The organism is Rhodosalinus sediminis (assembly GCF_003385555.1).
Classification (GTDB): domain Bacteria; phylum Pseudomonadota; class Alphaproteobacteria; order Rhodobacterales; family Rhodobacteraceae; genus Rhodosalinus; species Rhodosalinus sediminis.
In genome coordinates this window covers 153407-171319 of record NZ_QOHR01000001.1, presented here as the reverse complement: position 1 = coordinate 171319, position 17913 = coordinate 153407, and the positions used below count along the sequence as shown (strand labels likewise).

At 71.2% G+C, this 17913-nt stretch carries 16 protein-coding genes; 4 read left to right on the top strand and 12 right to left on the bottom strand.

Going from position 1 to position 17913, the window contains the following annotated elements; all coding sequences use genetic code 11:
* Positions 1-3: 3 nt before the first annotated feature.
* Together ectB and ectA are read right to left on the bottom strand one after the other, a co-directional pair.
* The gene (ectB, locus tag DRV84_RS00860; RefSeq protein ID WP_115977851.1) at positions 4-1305 is read right to left on the bottom strand and encodes a diaminobutyrate--2-oxoglutarate transaminase; all 1302 of its coding nucleotides are present in this window, start codon (positions 1303-1305) and stop codon (positions 4-6) included.
* A 45-nt stretch (positions 1306-1350) separates the two neighbouring features.
* The gene (ectA, locus tag DRV84_RS00855) at positions 1351-1887 is read right to left on the bottom strand and encodes a diaminobutyrate acetyltransferase (protein WP_239994949.1); all 537 of its coding nucleotides are present in this window, start codon (positions 1885-1887) and stop codon (positions 1351-1353) included.
* A 219-nt stretch (positions 1888-2106) separates the two neighbouring features.
* Here ectA and DRV84_RS00850 point away from each other — a divergent pair, with 219 nt between their 5' ends.
* Positions 2107-2628, top strand: coding sequence for a MarR family winged helix-turn-helix transcriptional regulator (locus tag DRV84_RS00850; RefSeq protein WP_115977850.1), 522 nt, complete (start codon positions 2107-2109; stop codon positions 2626-2628).
* Positions 2629-2695: 67 nt separating this feature from the next.
* Here DRV84_RS00850 and DRV84_RS00845 read toward each other — a convergent pair whose 3' ends face one another.
* Both DRV84_RS00845 and DRV84_RS00840 read right to left on the bottom strand, forming a co-directional pair.
* On the bottom strand, positions 2696-4990 hold the full coding sequence (locus DRV84_RS00845) for a xanthine dehydrogenase family protein molybdopterin-binding subunit (RefSeq protein WP_115977849.1): 2295 nt from the start codon (positions 4988-4990) through the stop codon (positions 2696-2698).
* Between the two features lie 66 nt (positions 4991-5056).
* Positions 5057-6184 carry an alanine racemase gene (locus DRV84_RS00840; protein WP_115977848.1) on the bottom strand — a complete coding sequence of 376 codons (1128 nt, stop codon included), beginning with the start codon at positions 6182-6184 and terminating at the stop codon, positions 5057-5059.
* Between the two features lie 130 nt (positions 6185-6314).
* Here DRV84_RS00840 and DRV84_RS00835 point away from each other — a divergent pair, with 130 nt between their 5' ends.
* Complete coding sequence (locus DRV84_RS00835) at positions 6315-6743, top strand: Lrp/AsnC family transcriptional regulator (RefSeq protein ID WP_239994948.1); 429 nt, start codon at positions 6315-6317, stop codon at positions 6741-6743.
* 3 nt (positions 6744-6746) lie between these two features.
* Here the strand turns inward: DRV84_RS00835 and DRV84_RS00830 are convergent, their stop codons facing one another.
* The 4 genes from DRV84_RS00830 to scpA all read right to left on the bottom strand — a co-directional run bounded on the left by DRV84_RS00830 (position 6747) and on the right by scpA (position 10902).
* Positions 6747-7139 (bottom strand): hypothetical protein, encoded by a 393-nt coding sequence (locus DRV84_RS00830; protein WP_115977846.1) that lies wholly within the window; start codon positions 7137-7139, stop codon positions 6747-6749.
* A 42-nt stretch (positions 7140-7181) separates the two neighbouring features.
* Positions 7182-7862, bottom strand: a complete 681-nt coding sequence (locus DRV84_RS00825; RefSeq protein WP_115977845.1) for a molecular chaperone DjiA — start codon at positions 7860-7862, stop codon at positions 7182-7184.
* Positions 7863-7915: 53 nt separating this feature from the next.
* A complete protein-coding gene (locus DRV84_RS00820) occupies positions 7916-8524 on the bottom strand; it encodes a VOC family protein (RefSeq protein ID WP_115977844.1) in 609 nt (202 codons plus the stop codon).
* Between the two features lie 236 nt (positions 8525-8760).
* On the bottom strand, positions 8761-10902 hold the full coding sequence (gene scpA, locus DRV84_RS00815) for a methylmalonyl-CoA mutase (RefSeq protein WP_115977843.1): 2142 nt from the start codon (positions 10900-10902) through the stop codon (positions 8761-8763).
* A gap of 165 nt (positions 10903-11067) precedes the next feature.
* Here scpA and DRV84_RS00810 point away from each other — a divergent pair, with 165 nt between their 5' ends.
* Positions 11068-11529 carry a DUF4174 domain-containing protein gene (locus DRV84_RS00810; RefSeq protein WP_115977842.1) on the top strand — a complete coding sequence of 154 codons (462 nt, stop codon included), beginning with the start codon at positions 11068-11070 and terminating at the stop codon, positions 11527-11529.
* Between the two features lie 49 nt (positions 11530-11578).
* Here the strand turns inward: DRV84_RS00810 and DRV84_RS00805 are convergent, their stop codons facing one another.
* The 4 genes from DRV84_RS00805 to DRV84_RS00795 form a co-directional block, all read right to left on the bottom strand.
* Entirely contained in the window at positions 11579-13579 is a 2001-nt protein-coding gene (locus DRV84_RS00805) for an acetyl-CoA carboxylase biotin carboxylase subunit (protein WP_115977841.1), read from the bottom strand.
* A gap of 373 nt (positions 13580-13952) precedes the next feature.
* Complete coding sequence (locus DRV84_RS00800) at positions 13953-14312, bottom strand: hypothetical protein (RefSeq protein ID WP_115977840.1); 360 nt, start codon at positions 14310-14312, stop codon at positions 13953-13955.
* 69 nt (positions 14313-14381) lie between these two features.
* The gene (locus DRV84_RS15740) at positions 14382-14522 is read right to left on the bottom strand and encodes a hypothetical protein (RefSeq protein WP_192881378.1); all 141 of its coding nucleotides are present in this window, start codon (positions 14520-14522) and stop codon (positions 14382-14384) included.
* 402 nt (positions 14523-14924) lie between these two features.
* Positions 14925-16457, bottom strand: coding sequence for an acyl-CoA carboxylase subunit beta (locus DRV84_RS00795; RefSeq protein ID WP_115977839.1), 1533 nt, complete (start codon positions 16455-16457; stop codon positions 14925-14927).
* A 182-nt stretch (positions 16458-16639) separates the two neighbouring features.
* Between DRV84_RS00795 and DRV84_RS00790 the strand changes: the two genes are divergently transcribed.
* Positions 16640-17854, top strand: a complete 1215-nt coding sequence (locus DRV84_RS00790; RefSeq protein ID WP_115977838.1) for a multidrug effflux MFS transporter — start codon at positions 16640-16642, stop codon at positions 17852-17854.
* Positions 17855-17913: the final 59 nt, after the last annotated feature.

Sequence of the window (17913 nt, the reverse complement as noted above, 5' to 3'; positions counted from 1 at the left end):
GTCTTACTCCGCCGCCATCGGCTTGGCCGTCTTTTCCCGGATCGCCGCCTCGAGGATGTCGAGGCCGCGGTCGAACTGCGCCATCGGCGTGGTCAGCGGCGCGAGCACCTTGACCACCTCGTCCTCGGCGCCCGAGGTCTCGATGATGAGGCCCTCCTCGAAGCAGCGCGCGCAGATCGCCTCGGCCAGCTCGCCGTCGCGCACGTCGATGCCGCGCATCATGCCGCGGCCCTTGAGCCGGGCGCCCGGCACCATCCGCGCCATCGTCTCGAGGCGCGCCTTCAGGTGCTCGCCCTTCTCCTGAACTTCGGTCAGGAAGGCGTTGTCGGACCAGAACTTCTCCAGCGCGGCGCGCGCGGTGACGAAGGCATGCGTGTTGCCCCGGAAGGTGCCGTTGTGCTCGGCCGGCTTCCAGACGTCGAGCTCGGGCTTCACGAGCAGCATGGCGAAGGGCAGGCCGAAGCCCGAGAGCGACTTCGCCAGCGGCACCATGTCGGGCTCGATTCCCATGCCGTCGATGGAGAAGAAGCCGCCCGCGCGACCGATGCCCGCCTGAATGTCGTCGACGATCATCAGGATGCCGTGCTTCTTGGCGAGCGCGTCGAGCCCCTTGAGCCAGGCCTCGGAGGCGGCGTTGAGCCCGCCCTCGCCCTGCACCGGCTCGACCACGAAGGCCGCGGGCTTGTCGACACCCGACGAGCCGTTCTCGATCATCGCCTCGACGATCGCGAGCGTGTCCACGTCCTCGCCCAGCGCGCCGTCGTAGGGCATATGCGTGACGCCGTTCAGTTCGGTGCCCGCGCCCGCGCGCTTGGAGGCGTTGCCGGTAAGCGCGAGCGCGCCCAGCGTCATGCCGTGGAAGCCGTTGGTGAAGGCCACGACGTTGCGCCGGCCCGTCACCTTGCGGGCGAGCTTGATCGCCGCCTCGACGGCGTTGGTGCCGGTGGGGCCGGTCATCATGACCCGGTGATCCCAGCCGCGCGGCGAAAGGATCAGCCGCTCGAAGGTCTCGAGGAAGGCGGCCTTCTCGGCGGAATACATGTCGAGGCCGTGGGCGATGCCGTCGTCGGTGACGTGAGCCACCAGCGCGGCCTTCATGTCCGGGTCGTTGTGCCCGTAGTTGAGCGACGAGCACCCGGCGAGAAAGTCGATGTACTCCCGCCCCTCGGCGTCGGTCAGGGTGGAGCCCTGCGCCTTGGTGAACACGGCCGGGAAGCCGCGGCAGTAGCTGCGCACCTCCGACTCGCGTCGCTCGAAAATGGCCGTGTCGCCGGCCGACTGGTCGGTGAAAGCGGTATCTTTCATGGGAAACTCTTTCGTCTGGATGACTCTGCCGGGCGAGGCCTGCGCTCAGGCGGCGCGGCTCTCGGCTTCCGGCAGCTTGATCGTGACCATGTGCTCGGTCGCGTGATAGCCACGGAAGTGCGTGTCGCGGGTGAAATGCGCCTGCGCGTCGAACTGCGCGTCCTCGGCGCGGGCGAAGCTCTTGAAGAGCCCCCAGCTCGCGTCGTTGTCGCGCGTGATCGTCGTCTGCAAGCGGGTCACGCCGGCGCAGTCGTCGCGGTCGAGCAGTCGGCCCAGCATCCGCTTGGCCAGCCCCTCGCCACGGGCGGCGTCGGAGACGGCGACCTGCCACACGAAGAGCGTCTCCGGGTCGTAGGGCAGCCGATAGCCCGAGATCCAGCCCAGCACCTGCCCGTCACGCTCGGCGAGGATGCAGGTGTCGCGGAAGTGATCGCACTGGATCAGGTTGCAGTACATCGAGTTCTCGTCGAGCGGCGCACAGGCCGCGACGAGCTCCCACACCGCCGCGCCGTCCTGCGGCTCCGGCTTGCGGAAGCGGATGCGGCCGCCCCCCTGAGGATCGATCTGGCGAACGTTCGACACGGAACAGCTCCCTTGGTTGTTCGCCTCGCAATATAAGCACGCTCGAAGATCGGTCAACTAGGCTAACGAAATAAGCTTGTGTTGACAGATTTTGTATTATTTATCAGGCCTCTAGTACTACGACAGTCTTAAAATTTCTGCCAGCGCCCTTGATTCCCGTCCGGATTTCTTTAACTAGGCTAACTAAATGCTTCTTGCGCTGACCCGGAAAGGACGCCTATGGGCCTGACATTCGACGCCATCTCGGGGCCCGACGTGGACAGGACAGACCAGAGCCTCATCGCGCTGCGCCGCATCCTGCGCGCCACCGAACTCTACGGGCGCGAGCTCGCGCGCACCGCGGGGCTGACGCCCGTGCAGGTGCGCGTGCTGCAGATCGTGGCGATGCGCGACGGTGTGACGCCCAAGGAACTCTCGGCGCAGATGGGGGTGAGCCAGGCGACGGTCTCCACCCTGCTCGACCGGCTCTCGGCCAAGGGGATGCTGCGCCGCGAACGTTCCAGCCGCGACCGCCGGCAGACCAACGTCGTGCTCACCGACGCCGGTCAGGAGGCCGTGGGCCGCGCCCCCGACGCGCTGCAACAGCAATACGTGCGCGCCTTCGAGGGGCTCGAGGACTGGGAACAGGCGATGATCGTCGCCGCGCTCGAGCGCGTGGCCTCGATGCTGAACGCCGCCGACCTCGACGCCGCGCCGGTGCTCGACCACGGCGAGATCAAGCGCGGCCCGCAGGCGCACTGACGCGGGCCGCCGCCGGGCGCCGGCCAAGGCCCTTCGAACGGCCTTGGCGCACACGCGCGTTTGGCGCCTACTCCGCCGCCTGCGCGGTCGAAAGCATCTCCCACACGCGGCGCGGAGTGAAGGGCATGTCGGCCTGCCTCACGCCGCGCTCCCAGAGCGCGTCCTGCACCGCGTTCGCCACCGCGGCGAGCGCGCCGACGGTCCCGGCCTCGCCGCAGCCCTTCATGCCCATGACGTTGTTGACCGAGGGTACGGGCTCCGAGTGGAAGCGATACATCGGCAGGTCGGTGGACCGCGGCATGGCGTAGTCCATGAAGGTCGCCGTCAGGAGCTGGCCCTCCTCGTCGAAGACCGTGTTCTCGATCAGCGCCTGCCCGATCCCCTGCGCGACGCCGCCGTGGACCTGCCCCTCGGCGAGCAGCGGGTTGATCAGGTTGCCGAAATCGTCGACCACCGTGTAGCGCAGCACGCGCACCTCGCCGGTCTCGGGGTCCACCTCCACCTCGGCGACATGCGCGCCGTTGGGATAGGATCGCCCCGGCAGCGTCGTGCGCGCCTCGTGGGTCAGAAGATCCTCCCGCCCGTCGGCCCGCGCCATCGCGGCCGCCTCCAAGAGCGTCGGCGTCAGGTTGGAGCCCGGCGCGCGGAAGGTCTCGTCGTCGAAGCTCACCTCCGCCTCGGCCACGCCCATCTTCCCGGCGAGGTAGGGGCGGAAGGCCGCGACCATCGTCTCGACCGTGGCGAGCGTCGCGGTGTTCTGCACCGTCACCGAGCGCGAGCCGCCCGTGCCGCCGCCCTGCTTGATGAGATCCGAGTCGCCCTGCACCACGCGGATCTTCTCCACCGGGATGCCCGTCTGATCCGAGAGGAACTGCGCGTAGACCGTCTCGTGGCCCTGCCCGTTCGACTGGGTGCCCACGTAGATCGCCGCGGTGCCGTCGGCATGGAATTCCACCCGCGCGCTTTCCGACGGGTCGCCGAGGATGCTCTCGATGTAATAGCAGAGGCCGAGCCCCCGCAGCTTGCCCGCCGCGTCGCTCTCGGCCCGGCGCGCGGCGAAGCCCGCGCGATCGGCCTCGCGCTCGACGCGATCGAGGAGGCGGCCGAAGTCGCCCACGTCGTAGCTCTCGCCCGCGACGGTGGTGTAGGGGAATTGCTCGGGCCGGATGAAGTTCTTGCGGCGCAGCTCCCACGGGTCGGTGCCGAGCTCGCGCGCCGCGCGGTCCATCATGCGCTCGATCACGTAGATCGCCTCGGGCCGGCCGGCGCCGCGATAGGCGTCTACCTGCGTCGTGTTGGTGTAGATCCCCTCCGAGCGGAGCCATGCGACCGGGATGTCGTAGACGCCGGTGAACACCTTCGAGAACAGCGTGCTCTGCATGAACTGCCCGAAGTTGGAGTTGTAGGCCCCGAGGTTCGAGCGGTTGTGCACCCGGTAGGCGAGGATGCGGTGATCGGCGTCGAAGGCGAGCTCGGCGTAGGAGGTCAGGTCGCGCGCCCCGTGGTCCGAGAGCATCGCCTCGGTGCGCTCCGACATCCAGCGCACGGGCCGGCCGAGCACGCGGGCGGCATGGGCGACGACCGCGTATTCCGGATAGGGCGCGCCCTTCATGCCGAAGCCGCCGCCCACGTCCGGGTTGGTGACCTGCACCGCGTCCTCGGGCAGCTTCAGCGCCTTGACGAGCGCCGATTTCTGCCCCCAGACGCCCTGCCCGTTGATCGCGACGTGCAGCCGCGCGCCGTCCCACTCGGCGTAGCAGCCCCGCGGCTCCAGCGAATTGGTGATGACCCGGTTGTCGTAGAGCTCGAGCGAGACGGTGTGCGCCGCGCGAGCGAAGGCGGCCTCGGTCGCCGCCTCGTCGCCGATGCCCCAGTCGAAGGCGCGGTTGTCCGGCGCGCTCTCGTGCAGCGTCTCGCCGCCCGGGGCGATGTCGAGCTTCACGGGCCGGTCCTCGTAGTCGGGCATGACGAGCTCGGCCGCGTCGCGCGCCTGCTGCAGCGTCTCGGCCACGACCAGAGCCACCGGCTCGCCGACGAAGCGCACCCGGTCGCGCGCCAGAAGCGGACGGTCGGTGCGCGCGGCCTTCGTGCCGTCGCGGTTCTCGACCCGCCCGGCGCCCATGGCGACGTTCATCCCCGCGGCCTCGAGGTCGGCGCAGGTCAGCACGAGGGCGACGCCCTCGGCCGCGCGCGCCTCCTCCACGTCGAGCGCGGCGAGATCGGCATGCGCCACGGGCGAGCGCACGACGACCGCGTGCAGCGCGCCCGCCGGCGCGATGTCGTCCACGTAGCGGCCGTGTCCCGTCAGAAAGCGACGATCCTCGATCCGCGTGACCGGCTGGCTGCGCCCGAACTTCTCCATCCCGCGGCTCCCCTCGCGCTGTGCTCCGGCGCGCAACCTACGCCGCGTCGCGGCACTGTCCAGCCCTCAGTCCCCGAGCCGCCCCTCGACGACCGAGAGATCGCCGTACCCGTTGAACCGCGTGGCGAGCGCCGCCGAATAGGCGCCCATGCCGGCGAAGAGCACCGCGTCGCCCTCCGCGATGTCGCCCGGCAGGGCGAGCGGGTCGGGCAGCCGGTCGATGCTGTCGCAGGTGGGGCCGAAGACCACGCGCGACCGCTGGGGCGCGCCGCGCGGCCGCCCCGCGGGGTCGAGCACCGCGACCTCCGGCCTGCGCGGCACGTCGCGCCACTCGGCGAGCGCACCGTAGATGCCGTCGGTCAGCACCACCGCCCCGTCGCCGCGCAGCGCCTTGACCCGGGCGAGCACGCCGAAGGCGCCGGCGACCATGGCGCGCCCCGGCTCGCAGACGAGCGCGGGCGCCGCGGCGCCGAAGGCCGCGCGCGTCTCGGCCGCGATGCGGGCGAAGATCGCCTCGAGCGCGCCGTCGCCGTCCGGGCCATGCGGAAAGCCGCCGCCGACGTTCAGCCGATGCAGCCGCACGCCCGCCGCCCCGGCCACGCCGGCCGCCGCGCGGATGTAGGCGGCCCAGGCCTCCGGGTCGCCGCACTGCGTGCCCGGGTGGAAGGTGAGCGAGGGCGCGAAGCCCCGCGCCGCGACCGCGCCGAGAAGCGCCGCCGCCGCCTCCGGGTCGGCGCCGAACTTCTCGCCGAAGTCATAGGCCCCGCCGCGCACCGGCAGGCGCAGCCGCACCGCGACCTCCGTGCCGGGCTTAAGCGGCGCGAGCCGGTCGAGGCCGGGCGCGTCGTCCACCGACCACGACACCGCGCCGTGCCGCGCGCCCGCGGCGACCTCCTCCGGCGCGCGCAGTGGGTTGTGGTAGTGCAGCACCGCGCCCGGCACGGCCGCGCGCACCGCCTCCATCTCGGCGGGCGAGGCCACGTCGAAGGCCCCGATCCCCGCCCGCGCCAGCGTGCGCAGCACCTCCGGCAGCGGATTGGCCTTGACGGCATAGGTGACGAGCCCCGGAAAGCCCGCCCGGAACCGCCGGGCCTGCCGCGTCAGCCGCTCGGCGTCGAAGACGAGGCACGGGCGCCCGGACGCGGCCCGGGCGAGGTCCGCGACATCCGGCGCGATATCGGTCATTCGGGTCATGGCGCGCTCCCTGCTCGGGCCTTGTGTCGGCCCCTCCTGCGACAGGATGCCCCGCCGGGCCGCCGGTTTGTCTTGGCACTTCCGGCGAAAGCGGCCTAATCTTCGGCGAAACGACGACAGCGGCCGACGCATGGACGAAACAGACACCGCCCTCCTCGCGCTCCTCGCCGAGAACGCGCGCCAGCCGGCGGCGACCCTCGCCCGCCGCCTCGGCCTCGCGCGGTCGACCGTGCAGGCGCGCATCGAGCGGCTCGAGCGCACGGGCGCGATCGCCGGCTACACCCTGCGCCCCGGCCCCGCGCTCGCGCCGCCCCTCCGCGCGACGGTGCTGATCTCGGTGGAGCCGCGCGCCGGCGCGGAGGTGCTCGCCCGCCTCAGGGCGATGCCGGAGGTCGAGACGGTGCACACCACGACCGGACGCGTGGACATGATCGCCACCCTCGCCGCGCGCGACACCGAGACGCTCGACACCGCGCTCGACCGCATCGGAGAGGCCCGCGGTGTGCGCGGCTCGGAAAGCCTCGTCCATCTCTCCACGAAGCTCGACCGCCGGCGCTGAGCCTCAGAGCTCCACCGGACCCGGGGGCGCGGCATCCTCCTCCTCCTCCGGCGGCGGCGGGGCGCGCTCCTCCTTGCGGCGCAGGATGATGTCGCCGTTGGGCAGCATCTCGGGCGGGTGATAGGCGCTCCAGTCCTCGACCCGCTCCAGAAGCTCGGCGAGCGCCGGCCCCATTTCGCGGGCGAAGTCACGCACCGCCGGCCCGATCTCCCCGGCCATCCCCTCGAGCTCGTCGAGCGCCGGGTCGAGCTCCGACATGAGCCCCCGGAAGAAGAGCCGCGCGCCCTCCTCCATCAGGCCGCGGCCGTCCTCGGCACGCTCCGCCGGCGCCGCCTCCTCGGCGGCGAGGGGCGCGGCGGCGAGGGCGAGGATCAGGGCGAGCACGGCGCGGGTCATGGGTGCGATCGTAACCCGGCGCGCGCCCCCGGCAAAGCCCGCTCAGGCCGCGCGCTCGGCGCGGATCTCCTCCCACGCGCGGTTCAGGTCCTGCATCCGCCGCTCGGCGAGGCGGATCGCCTCCTCCGGCACGCCGCGGGCGAGCATCACGTCGGGATGCGTCTCGCGCACCTGCCGCCGCCAGGCCGCGCGGATCTCCTCCAGCCCGGCGTCGGGCGCGACGCCGAGCACCGCGTAAGGATCGCGCCCCTCGGGCACGAAACGCGCGCGGAGCGCGCGGAACTCCCGCTCCGGCAGCCCGAAGATCTCCGCCACCCGGGCGAGGAAATCGTCCTCCCGCGGGTCGTAGGCCCCGTCGGCGAGCGCGATGTGAAAGAGCCCCTCCATCAGGTCGCAGAGCGTCGGGCTGCCCTCGCCGAACATCGCCCGGATGCGCCGGGCGTAGGCCTCGTAGCCCGCCACGTCCTGCCGCGCGAGATCGAAGACCCGCGCCGCGTTGCGCTCCTCCTCCGGCGCGAGGCGAAAGACCTCCCGGAAGGCGGCGACCTCGTCGCGCGTCACGCGCCCGTCGGCCTTGGCCATCTTCGCGCCGAGCGCGATCACCGCGATGGTGAAGGCCACGCTCCGCTCCGGCGGCGCGCGCAGCCGGTCGAAGACGGTGGTCAGGCTCTCTCCCTGACGAAGCGCGGAGACCGCGTCGGCGATGCGGCGCCAGATCGACATGACCCGATCCTAGCGCCGCGCGCGCCGTTTGCCCATGCGCCCTGCCCGCCCGCTCAGACGAGCCGCCGCGGCCCGTCCGGCGTCTCGATCACGGCCGAGAGCGCCGGCGCGCCCGCCGCGAAGGTCACGCGCGGGTCGTCGAGATGGGGCGCGAGCCGCGCGGCGAGCGCCGCCGCCTCCGGATGCGCCACCTCGAGCGCAGCGAGCCGGCAGCCCGCCTCGGGCAGCCGCGGCGCGGGATGCGCCGCCCCCTCCCATTCGATGAGCGCCGGGAAACACCCGTCCCACGGCAGCGCGCCCGCCTCCGGCACCGCCATGCGCCAGCGCAGATCGCCCCGCTCCAGCGCCACGGGCTCCCCCGCCTCCGGCAGCGCGGCGAGCGCCCGGTCGAGATCGGGCACCCGCACGATCCAGGCCTGCAGCCGCGGCGCCCCGGTGCGGGCGTCCAGCCCGAACCACCGCGCCCGCCCCGGCGCCGGCGCCGCCGGGTCCACCGCGATCGCCTCGAGGTACTCCCCCGCGCCGAGCCCCAGAAGCCGGTTCCAGGTGCCGAACCGCGCGTGCCGCCCGCCCGCGGCCAGCGTCACGCCGAGCGCCGCCTCGACATGCGCCGCCGCGGACTCCAGCGTCTCTCCCGCCACGCCGAGGTGGTCGATCTCCATCTCCGGCACTGTCCCGGCTCCTTCTTCTTGGGTCAAATATCCTCGGGGGGTGAGGCGGCGCAGCCGCCGAGGGGGGCAGACAGCCCCCCTGTCGCCCTCGACGCCCTGCGCTCCCCCTGCCGCAAAGCGCCTCGGCCCGGTCCTTCCTCTTGCCCGAAATACCCTCGGGGGGTGAGGCGGCGCCAGCCGCCGAGGGGGGCAGACAGCCCCCCTGCCCCCGTCTCTGGTCCCTTTTCTCAGGCCGCCGCGCCCGCCCGCGCGGCGCGGATCAGATCGAGGATGTTCTGCGCCGCCTCCGGGATGTTGGTGCCCGGACCGAAGATCGCCTTGACGCCCGACTCCTTCAGGAAATCGTAGTCCTGCTGCGGGATCACCCCGCCGCAGATCACGAGGATGTCCTCGGTGCCCTTTTCGCGCAGCGCCTCGACGAGCTGCGGGGCGAGCGTGCGGTGCCCCGCCGCCTGGCTCGAGATGCCGACCACGTGCACGTCGTTGTCGATAGCGTCCTGCGCCGCCTCCTCCGGCGTCTGGAAGAGCGGGCCCACGTCCACGTCGAAGCCGATGTCGGCGAAGGCGGTGGCGATCACCTTGGCGCCGCGGTCGTGGCCGTCCTGGCCCATCTTCACGACCAGCATCCGGGGTCGGCGGCCCTCCGCCTCGGCGAAGCCCTCGACGGATTTCTGGATCGCGGCGAAGCCCGCGTCGCCCTCGTAGGCCTTGCCGTAGACCCCGGCGAGCGTCTTGACCTCCGCGCGGTGGCGGCCGAACACCTTTTCCATCGCCATGCTGATCTCTCCCACCGTGGCGCGCGCCCGCGCGGCCTCGACCGCCGCCTCGAGCAGGTTGCCGCCCTCGCCCGCCACGCGCGCGAGCTCGTCGAGCGCCGCGTCGCAGGCCGCCTGGTCGCGGGCCGCGCGCACCTTCTCGAGCCGAGCGATCTGGCTCGCGCGGACCTTGGCGTTGTCGATCGAGAGGATGTCGAGTTCCTCTTCCTCGGGCAGGCGGTACTTGTTGACGCCGACGATGGTCTCGTCGCCGCGGTCGATCATCGCCTGCCGGGTCGCCGCCGTCTCCTCGATGCGCAGCTTCGGCATGCCCGAGGCGACGGCCTTGGTCATGCCGCCCATGCCGTCGATCTCGGCGATGAGCTCCGAGGCCGCCTCGGCCAGGTCGCTCGTCAGTTTCTCGACGTAGTAGGAGCCCGCGAGCGGATCGACGACGTTGGTCACGCCGGTCTCTTCCTGCAGGATGAGCTGCGTGTTGCGCGCGATGCGCGCCGAGAAGTCCGAGGGCAGCGCCATCGCCTCGTCGAGCGCGTTGGTGTGCAGCGACTGCGTCCCGCCGAGCACCGCCGAGAGCGCCTCGTAGGCGGTGCGCACGACGTTGTTGTAGGGGTCCTGCTCGGCGAGGCTGACACCGCTCGTCTGGCAGTGCGTGCGCAGCATCTTGGACTTCGGGTCCTGCGCGCCGAGTTCCTCCATGATGCGGTGCCAGAGGAGCCGCGCGGCGCGCAGCTTCGCCGCCTCCATGAAGAAGTTCGTCCCGATCGCGAAGAAGAACGACAGCCGCGGCGCGAAGCGGTCGATGTCCATGCCGCGCGCCATCGCGGCCTTCACGTATTCCTTGCCGTCGGCGAGGGTGAAGGCGAGCTCCTGCACGAGGTTCGCGCCCGCCTCCTGCATGTGGTAGCCTGAAATCGAGATCGAGTTGAACCGCGGCATCTCGTTGGCGGTGTACTCGATGATGTCTGCGACGATCCGCATCGAGGGCTCGGGCGGATAGACGTAGGTGTTGCGGACCATGAACTCCTTCAGGATGTCGTTCTGGATGGTCCCCGACAGCTGCGCGCGGTCGACGCCCTGCTCCTCGCCCGCGACGATGAAATTCGCCATCACCGGGATCACCGCGCCGTTCATGGTCATCGAGACGCTGACCTGATCGAGCGGGATGCCGTCGAAGAGGATCTTCATGTCCTCGACCGAGTCGATCGCCACGCCGGCCTTCCCCACGTCGCCAAGAACGCGCGGGTGGTCGCTGTCGTAGCCGCGGTGCGTGGCGAGGTCGAAGGCGACCGAGACGCCCTGCTGCCCGGCCGCGAGCGCCCGGCGGTAGAAGGCGTTGGATTCCTCGGCCGTCGAGAAGCCGGCGTATTGCCGGATCGTCCAGGGCCGGCCAGTGTACATGGTCGCGCGCGGGCCGCGCACGAAGGGGGCCTCGCCCGGCAGGCTGCCGAGGTGGTCGAGCCCCTCGGTGTCCTCCTCGGTGTAGAGGGGCTTGATCGGGATGCCCTCGAGCGTGTGCCAGGTCAGCTCGGCCGGATCGCGGCCCTTGAGCTCCTTCTCGGCGAGCTTGCGCCAGGTCTCGAACTTCGACGTCATGCTCTCGTCCTTCCCTTGTTCTGGCGTGCGGCGACGCCGCGCCCCCGCATCCCGGGCCGCCGCCCGGCGCGCGCGCCACGGCCCGCGGCAAATCGTGCCGGATCGGCTTGCGGCGGCTTCGCTTTTTGCGTCACGGCGCCTATATCTTCGCCGACAGGAGGTGCCATGACCCGTATCGCCGCGCTTCTTCTCGCTGCGCTCGCAGCCGCGCCCGTCGCCGCGCAGGAGGCGGAGGCCGCGCAGACCGAAACCGAGCAGGCGCAATCCATCATCCGCGACGGCACCGACGCCACGCTGGAGGAATTCCGCTGGGTCGCGCGGCCGGTTATCGTCTTCGCCGACAGCCCCGCCGATCCGCGCTTCGTCCGGCAGATGGAGGCGATCCGCGACCGCGAGGAGTCGCTCGCCGACCGGGACGTCGTGGTGCTCACCGACACCGAGCCGGGCGCGCGGTCCGACCTGCGCCAAGAGCTGCGCCCGCGGGGCTTCATGCTCGCCGTGATCGCCAAGGACGGCACGCTGATCACGCGCAAGCCGCTGCCCTGGGACGCGGAGCAGGTCATGCGCTCCATCGACAAGCAGCCCCTGCGCCAGCAGGAAGTCCGCGAGCGCGCCGGGTCGGGCTGAGGCGCGCCGGCCGCGGCCGGCGACGCTAGGGATATGCGGGCCTCGCCCCTCACTCGAATTCCATGATCACGTCGTCCACGGCGAGGCTGTCGCCCGGACCGGCGTTGATCTTCGCCACCACGGCGGTGCGCTCGGCGCGCAGGATGTTCTCCATCTTCATCGCCTCGACGGTGCAGAGCGCCTGACCCTCCTGCACCTCCATGCCCTCCTCGACGTCGACCTTCATCAGGAGGCCCGGCATCGGGCAGAGGAGCATGCGCGAGGTGTCGGGCGGCTCCTTCTCGGGCATGCGCGCGGCGAGCTCGGCCTGCCGGGGCGAGCGGATGTGCAGCCGCAGGTCCGCGCCGCGCGTGCGGATGCGGAAGCCCCCGGTGATCTTGCCGATCTTGAGCGTGAGCGGCGCGCCGTCCACCGTCATCCGGGCGAGCGGCCGCCCGGGTGTCCAGTCGCCGACGACGCGATGCTCGGTGCCGTCCTCGAAGCGCACGGTCGCGCCCTCGCGGTCGGCGTCGATGGTGACGACGTGGCGCTCGCCCTGCACCGTCACGATCCAGTCGGCGCCCACCTTGCGCTCGTGGTTGTCCATCCGCCCCGAGATGCGCGTGCGCCGGATCTCGGCCACGCGGTGCATCGCGGCGGCCGCGGCCACGACCCGGCGCAGCGCGTCGGCGGCGAGCGTCTCGCCGGCGAAGCCCTCGGGCCATTCCTCGGCGATGAAGGCCGTCGTCATGTCGCCGGCGACGAACTTCGGGTGCTCCATCACCGCCGAGAGGAAGGGCAGGTTGTGGCCGATCCCCTCCACCTCGAAGCCGTCGAGCGCCTGGCGCATGCCCTCGATCGCGTCGGCGCGCGTCGGCGCCCAGGTGCAGAGCTTGGCGATCATCGGGTCGTAGTACATGCTGATCTCGCCGCCCTCGAAGACGCCCGTGTCGTTGCGCACGACGCGCTCGGGGCTGGCGATCTCCTCGGGCGGGCGGTAGCGCGTGAGCCGCCCGATGGAGGGCAGGAACTTGCGGTAGGGGTCCTCGGCGTAGAGCCGGCTCTCGATCGCCCAGCCCTCGAGCTTGACGTCGTCCTGCGCGAGGGCGAGCTTCTCGCCGGCGGCCACGCGGATCATCTGCTCGACGAGGTCGATGCCGGTGATGAGCTCGGTGACCGGATGCTCCACCTGAAGGCGGGTGTTCATCTCGAGGAAGTAGAAGTTCTTCTCGCCGTCGACGATGAACTCGACCGTGCCCGCGCTGGTGTAGCCCACCGCCTGCGCGAGGGCGACGGCCTGCTCGCCCATCGCCTTGCGGGTCTCGGCGTCGAGGAAGGGCGAGGGCGCCTCCTCGATCACCTTCTGGTTGCGCCGCTGGATCGAGCATTCACGCTCGCCGAGGTAGATACAGTTGCCGTGCTGATCGGCGAGCACCTGAATCTCGATGTGGCGCGGCTGGGTGACGAATTTCTCGATGAAGATGCGGTCGTCGCCGAAGGAGCTCGCCGCCTCGTTCTTCGAGCTCTGGAAGCCCTCGCGCGCCTCCTCGTCGTTCCACGCGATGCGCATGCCCTTGCCGCCGCCGCCGGCGCTGGCCTTGATCATCACCGGGTAGCCGATCCCGGAGGAGATGCGGACCGCCTCCTCGGCGTCGTCGATCAGGCCCATGACGCCGGGCACGGTGCTCACGCCCGCCTCGTCGGCGAGCTTCTTCGAGGTGATCTTGTCGCCCATCGCCTCGATCGCGCCCTTGGGCGGGCCGATGAAGGCGACGCCCTCGGCCTCCAGCGCCTCGGCGAACTTCGGGTTCTCGGACAGGAAGCCGTAGCCCGGATGCACCGCCTCGGCGCCGGTCTGGCGGATCGCCTCCATCACCTTGTCGATGACGATGTAGGATTGATTCGCCTGCGCCGGGCCGATGTGGACGGCCTCGTCGGCCATCTCGACGTGCAGCGCGTTCCTGTCGGCGTCGGAATAGACCGCGACGGTGGCGATCCCCATCTTGCGCGCGGTCTTGATGACGCGGCAGGCGATCTCGCCCCGGTTGGCGATCAGGATCTTCTTGAACATCCGCTCCCCTCTCCCGTTCCGGGCCGCTGCCGGCCCGCGTTTTCATGAAAGAGGACCGCGCGGGGCGGATGCCCCCGCGGCCCCGACCTCTGTGGGCGCGGGCCTCCGCCCGCCCGGCCCGGCCGTTCGGCCCGCCCGCCGCCGCCGCGCCCCGAAAAGAGGGGCGGCCGGCCCGGGGTGAGGCCGCGCCGCCCGAAAGGGGAAGGGGAACGGGGACCGGCGCTCGCCGCGTGCGGCGCGGCGGACCGGCTCCCTCGCGTCCCCAGCCTCTCTCCCGGGCGCGGCGCGCGCAACGCCGGAGCGCGCGGCGCCCCGCCGTCGGCGGCCGCCCGCGCATCGCACCGGGCCAGGATGGGTCCGACACGCCGCGCGGTCACGGCCCCGCCTCCCCCTCGGAGATTTCGGGAAACGCCGCGCGCGCGGCGTCGATGTCGACCACCAGCCGCGCATCGTAGTCGCGGGGGTCGAACGGGTCCTCGGCCGGCAGAACCTCGCGCCCGAAGAGCCACGAGAGCCGCCCGGCGTCGAGATTGCCGCGCGCGAAGGGCGCGCTCCCGAAATGCTCGATCAGGGCGGCGAGAAAAGCCGCGTCGGCCGCGCGATCGGCCGGGCGCCGGTCGGCGTAGCGGTCACGCCGGACGATCGGTGTCGCCCCCTTGGCGTTCGCGCGCCGGATGGTGAACTGGAAATCCGTCCCCGCGAGACGCGAGGGAAAGCCGCGGTGCTTGATCATGCGGCACCCCCCGGGGGCCCGCCGCAGCCGCGGGGAGCGGGGGCAGGCCGGGCCTGCCCCCGTTCGATCTTACTTGTACTTGCCGGTCGATTCCGGCTCGGTCGTGATCGGCTCGGGCTCGACCACGACGATCTCTTCTTCCTGCTGGGCGCAGGCGGCGACAGCGCCGACGAAGCCCAGCATGGCAAGCAGCTTGATGCTCTTGGACATTTCTCTCTCCTGTCAAAAGCGGATTGTCCCGTACGGGCGCCAACGCCCGCAGAGAATGCCGCGCAGAGTGCGGTCACTTGCACGCAACCATCGCCTAACCTACGCGATCCGTTCCCGGAAATACATGCGCCGCCGCGCCCACGCGCGCGGGACGCCGCGAGTGTCGCATCCGCGCCACGCTCCGCGCGAAAATTCCCGGAAACGCGCGCAGGCCTCGCGCGGACCGGCCCACGCAGCGGCCCCGGCCGCGCGTTTTCGACCGACGGATGCCCGGCGGCGCGGCACTGGCACGCCCCGGCGCGCGCCGCCGCGGGCGTGGCGCGCGGGTCAGGCGGAACGGCGCGCGGGGCGCGCCGGCCTCCGGCGGGGATATTTGGGCCAAGAAGAAGCACCGCGGCGCGCTCAGAGCGGGATGTTGTCGTGCTTCTTCCAGGGCGTCTCCACCTTCTTCTTGCGGAGGCTGGCGAAGGCGCGCGCCACGCGCATCCGGGTGGAGCGGGGCTGGATCACCTCGTCGATGAAGCCGCGCTCGGCGGCGACGAAGGGATTGGCGAAGCGGTCCTCGTAGTCCTTCGTGCGCCGCTCGATCTTTTCGGGGTCATCGAGCTCGGAGCGATAGAGGATCTCCACCGCGCCCTTGGCGCCCATGACCGCGACCTCGGAGGTGGGCCAGGCGTAATTGAAGTCCCCGCGCAAGTGCTTCGAGGCCATGACGACGTAGGCGCCGCCGTAGGCCTTGCGGGTGATGACGGTGACTTTCGGCACCGTGGCCTGCCCATAGGCGAAGAGGAGCTTCGCGCCGTGCTTGATGATGCCGTCGTATTCCTGCTTCGTGCCCGGCAGGAAGCCCGGCACGTCGACGAAGGTCAGGAGCGGGATCTCGAAGGCGTCGCAGAAGCGCACGAAGCGCGCGGCCTTGCGCGCCGAATCGATGTCGAGGCAGCCGGCCAGCACCATCGGCTGGTTCGCCACGACGCCCACGGTGCGCCCCTCGAGCCGGATGAAACCGGTGATGATGTTCTTCGCGAAATCCTCCTGGATCTCGTAGAAGTCGCCCTCGTCCGCGACCTTCAGGATCAGCTCCTTCATGTCGTAGGGCGTGTTGGGGTTTTCCGGCACCAGCGTGTCGAGGCTGGGCTCGACGCGCTTCGGGTCGTCGAAGAAGGGGCGGACCGGCACGCCCTCGCGGTTGTTGCCGGGCAGGAAGTCCACGAGGCGACGCACCTCGGCGAGCGCCTCGACGTCGTTCTCGAAGGCCGCGTCGGCGACGGAGGACTTGCGGGTGTGGGTCGTCGCGCCGCCGAGCTCTTCGGCGGTGACCTGCTCGTTGGTCACCGTCTTCACCACGTCGGGGCCGGTGACGAACATGTAGGAGGAATCCTTCACCATAAAGATGAAGTCCGTCATCGCCGGCGAATAGACCGCGCCGCCCGCGCAGGGGCCCATGATGACGCTGATCTGCGGCACGACGCCCGAGGCCATGATGTTGCGGTCGAAGACGTCGCCGTAACCGGCGAGGCTGTCGACGCCCTCCTGGATGCGGGCGCCGCCCGAGTCCTTGATGCCGATGACCGGCGCGCCGTTCTGCATCGCCATGTCCATGATCTTGACGATCTTCATGGCGTGCGTGGCCGAGAGCGAGCCGCCGAGCACCGTGAAATCCTGCGCGAAGACGTAGACCTGCCGGCCGTTCACCGTGCCCCAGCCGGTCACCACGCCGTCGCCGTAGGGCCGCGACTCCTCCATGCCGAAGTCGGTGCAGCGGTGGGTGACGAACATGTCGAACTCTTCGAAGCTGCCCTCGTCGAGCAGCAGTTCGATGCGCTCGCGCGCCGTGAGCTTGCCCTTGGCGTGCTGGCCGTCGATCCGCTTCTGACCGCCGCCGAGGCGGGCCTCGGCGCGGCGGGTCTCGAGTTCCTGCAGGATGTCCTTCATGGTCCCCCCTTGTCCGGCGTCACGTTCCCTTAACGACCAGACCGGCGGCGCGAAAGAAAATTTCGGCAAATTTGCAAATTAGGTCAAACTCAGGGCCTGCGAACTGAAAACCTGCGAAGCTTCGCGTCCGGCAGCGGCGCGCCGGATGGACACAGGCGCCGCCGCGCCCTACGCCCGCTCCCATGTCCGACCTGAGCCGGGTGCGCCTTCTCGACAAGACATCGCCGCCGCACATCGCGACGCTGATCCTGCTGTCCGGGCTGCAGGCGATGGCGATGAACGTCTTCCTGCCCAGCCTGCCGACGATGGGCGCGCATTTCGGGACGACGGCGGCGGTCATGGGGCTGTCGGTCGGGATCTACCTCGCGGCGAGCGCGGTGATCCAGCTGCTCGCGGGGCCAGTGGCCGACAACATCGGGCGGCGGCCGGTGATCCTCGGCGCGCTGGCGATTTTCTGCCTCGCCACGCTCGGCTGCATCTACGCGCCGAGCCTCGCGCTCTTCATGGTCTTTCGCATGATCCAGGCCTTCGCCGTCGTCGGCATGGTGCTCGGCCGGGCGGTGGTGCGCGACATGGTGCCGATGGAGGAGGCGGGATCGCGCATCGCCTACGTCACCATGGGCATGGCCGTCGTGCCGATGCTCGCCCCGGCGCTCGGCGGCGCGCTCGACCAAGCCTTCGGCTGGCAGGCGAACTTCTGGCTGCTGCTCGCGGCCGGCGTCGCGCTCACCGCGCTGGCCTGGGCGGACCTCGGCGAGACCGGGACCCGCCGCGGCCTGACGATGCGGGCGCAGTTCGGCGAATACCCCGAGCTCCTGCGCTCGCCGCGGTTCTGGGGCTACTGCCTCGCCGGGGCCTTCGCGGGCGGGGCCTTCTTCTCCTACCTCGGCGGCGCGCCCTTCGTGGGCACCGAGATCTACGGGCTGAGCCCGGCGCGCCTCGGCGTCTATTTCGGGGCGCCGGCGGTGGGCTACCTGCTGGGCAACTGGCTCTCGGGGCTCCTGAGCACGCGGGTGGGGATCAATCCGCTGGTGCTGACGGGCGTCAGCATCCTGACGGCGGCGATGGCGGTGTCGCTCGGGCTCACCCTCGCCGGGCGCGACACGGCGGAGACCTTCTTCGGACTGATCACCTTCGTCGGGCTGGGCAACGGCCTCGCCATTCCGACGGCGACAGCGGGGCTTCTGTCGGTGCGCCCGCATCTCGCCGGCACGGCGAGCGGGGTCGGCGGCGCGGTGATGATCGGCGGCGGCGCGGCGCTCTCGGCGGTGGCGGGGCTCGCGCTGGGGCCGGGCACCGGGCCCTATCCGCTGATCCTGCTGATGGGCGGCTCGGCGGCCTGCGGCATCCTCGCGATGCTCGTGGTCATCCGGCGCGAACGCCAGCTCGGCCTCTGAGGCGCTTGGCAGGGCGGGTTTGCAAAGCTAGGCTCTCGGCCTGCGAACCCGCGAAGCGA

Excerpts from the sequence above, each read along its gene's own strand:
- ectB (WP_115977851.1), bottom strand. The coding sequence starts at position 1,305 with ATGAAAGATACCGCTTTCACCGACCAGTCGGCCGGCGACACGGCCATT.
- DRV84_RS00850 (WP_115977850.1), top strand. The coding sequence starts at position 2,107 with ATGGGCCTGACATTCGACGCCATCTCGGGGCCCGACGTGGACAGGACA.
- DRV84_RS00845 (WP_115977849.1), bottom strand. The coding sequence starts at position 4,990 with ATGGAGAAGTTCGGGCGCAGCCAGCCGGTCACGCGGATCGAGGATCGT.
- DRV84_RS00840 (WP_115977848.1), bottom strand. The coding sequence starts at position 6,184 with ATGACCCGAATGACCGATATCGCGCCGGATGTCGCGGACCTCGCCCGG.
- DRV84_RS00835 (WP_239994948.1), top strand. The coding sequence starts at position 6,315 with ATGGACGAAACAGACACCGCCCTCCTCGCGCTCCTCGCCGAGAACGCG.
- DRV84_RS00830 (WP_115977846.1), bottom strand. The coding sequence starts at position 7,139 with ATGACCCGCGCCGTGCTCGCCCTGATCCTCGCCCTCGCCGCCGCGCCC.
- DRV84_RS00825 (WP_115977845.1), bottom strand. The coding sequence starts at position 7,862 with ATGTCGATCTGGCGCCGCATCGCCGACGCGGTCTCCGCGCTTCGTCAG.
- DRV84_RS00820 (WP_115977844.1), bottom strand. The coding sequence starts at position 8,524 with ATGGAGATCGACCACCTCGGCGTGGCGGGAGAGACGCTGGAGTCCGCG.
- scpA (WP_115977843.1), bottom strand. The coding sequence starts at position 10,902 with ATGACGTCGAAGTTCGAGACCTGGCGCAAGCTCGCCGAGAAGGAGCTC.
- DRV84_RS00810 (WP_115977842.1), top strand. The coding sequence starts at position 11,068 with ATGACCCGTATCGCCGCGCTTCTTCTCGCTGCGCTCGCAGCCGCGCCC.
- DRV84_RS00805 (WP_115977841.1), bottom strand. The coding sequence starts at position 13,579 with ATGTTCAAGAAGATCCTGATCGCCAACCGGGGCGAGATCGCCTGCCGC.
- DRV84_RS00800 (WP_115977840.1), bottom strand. The coding sequence starts at position 14,312 with ATGATCAAGCACCGCGGCTTTCCCTCGCGTCTCGCGGGGACGGATTTC.
- DRV84_RS15740 (WP_192881378.1), bottom strand. The coding sequence starts at position 14,522 with ATGTCCAAGAGCATCAAGCTGCTTGCCATGCTGGGCTTCGTCGGCGCT.
- DRV84_RS00795 (WP_115977839.1), bottom strand. The coding sequence starts at position 16,457 with ATGAAGGACATCCTGCAGGAACTCGAGACCCGCCGCGCCGAGGCCCGC.
- DRV84_RS00790 (WP_115977838.1), top strand. The coding sequence starts at position 16,640 with ATGTCCGACCTGAGCCGGGTGCGCCTTCTCGACAAGACATCGCCGCCG.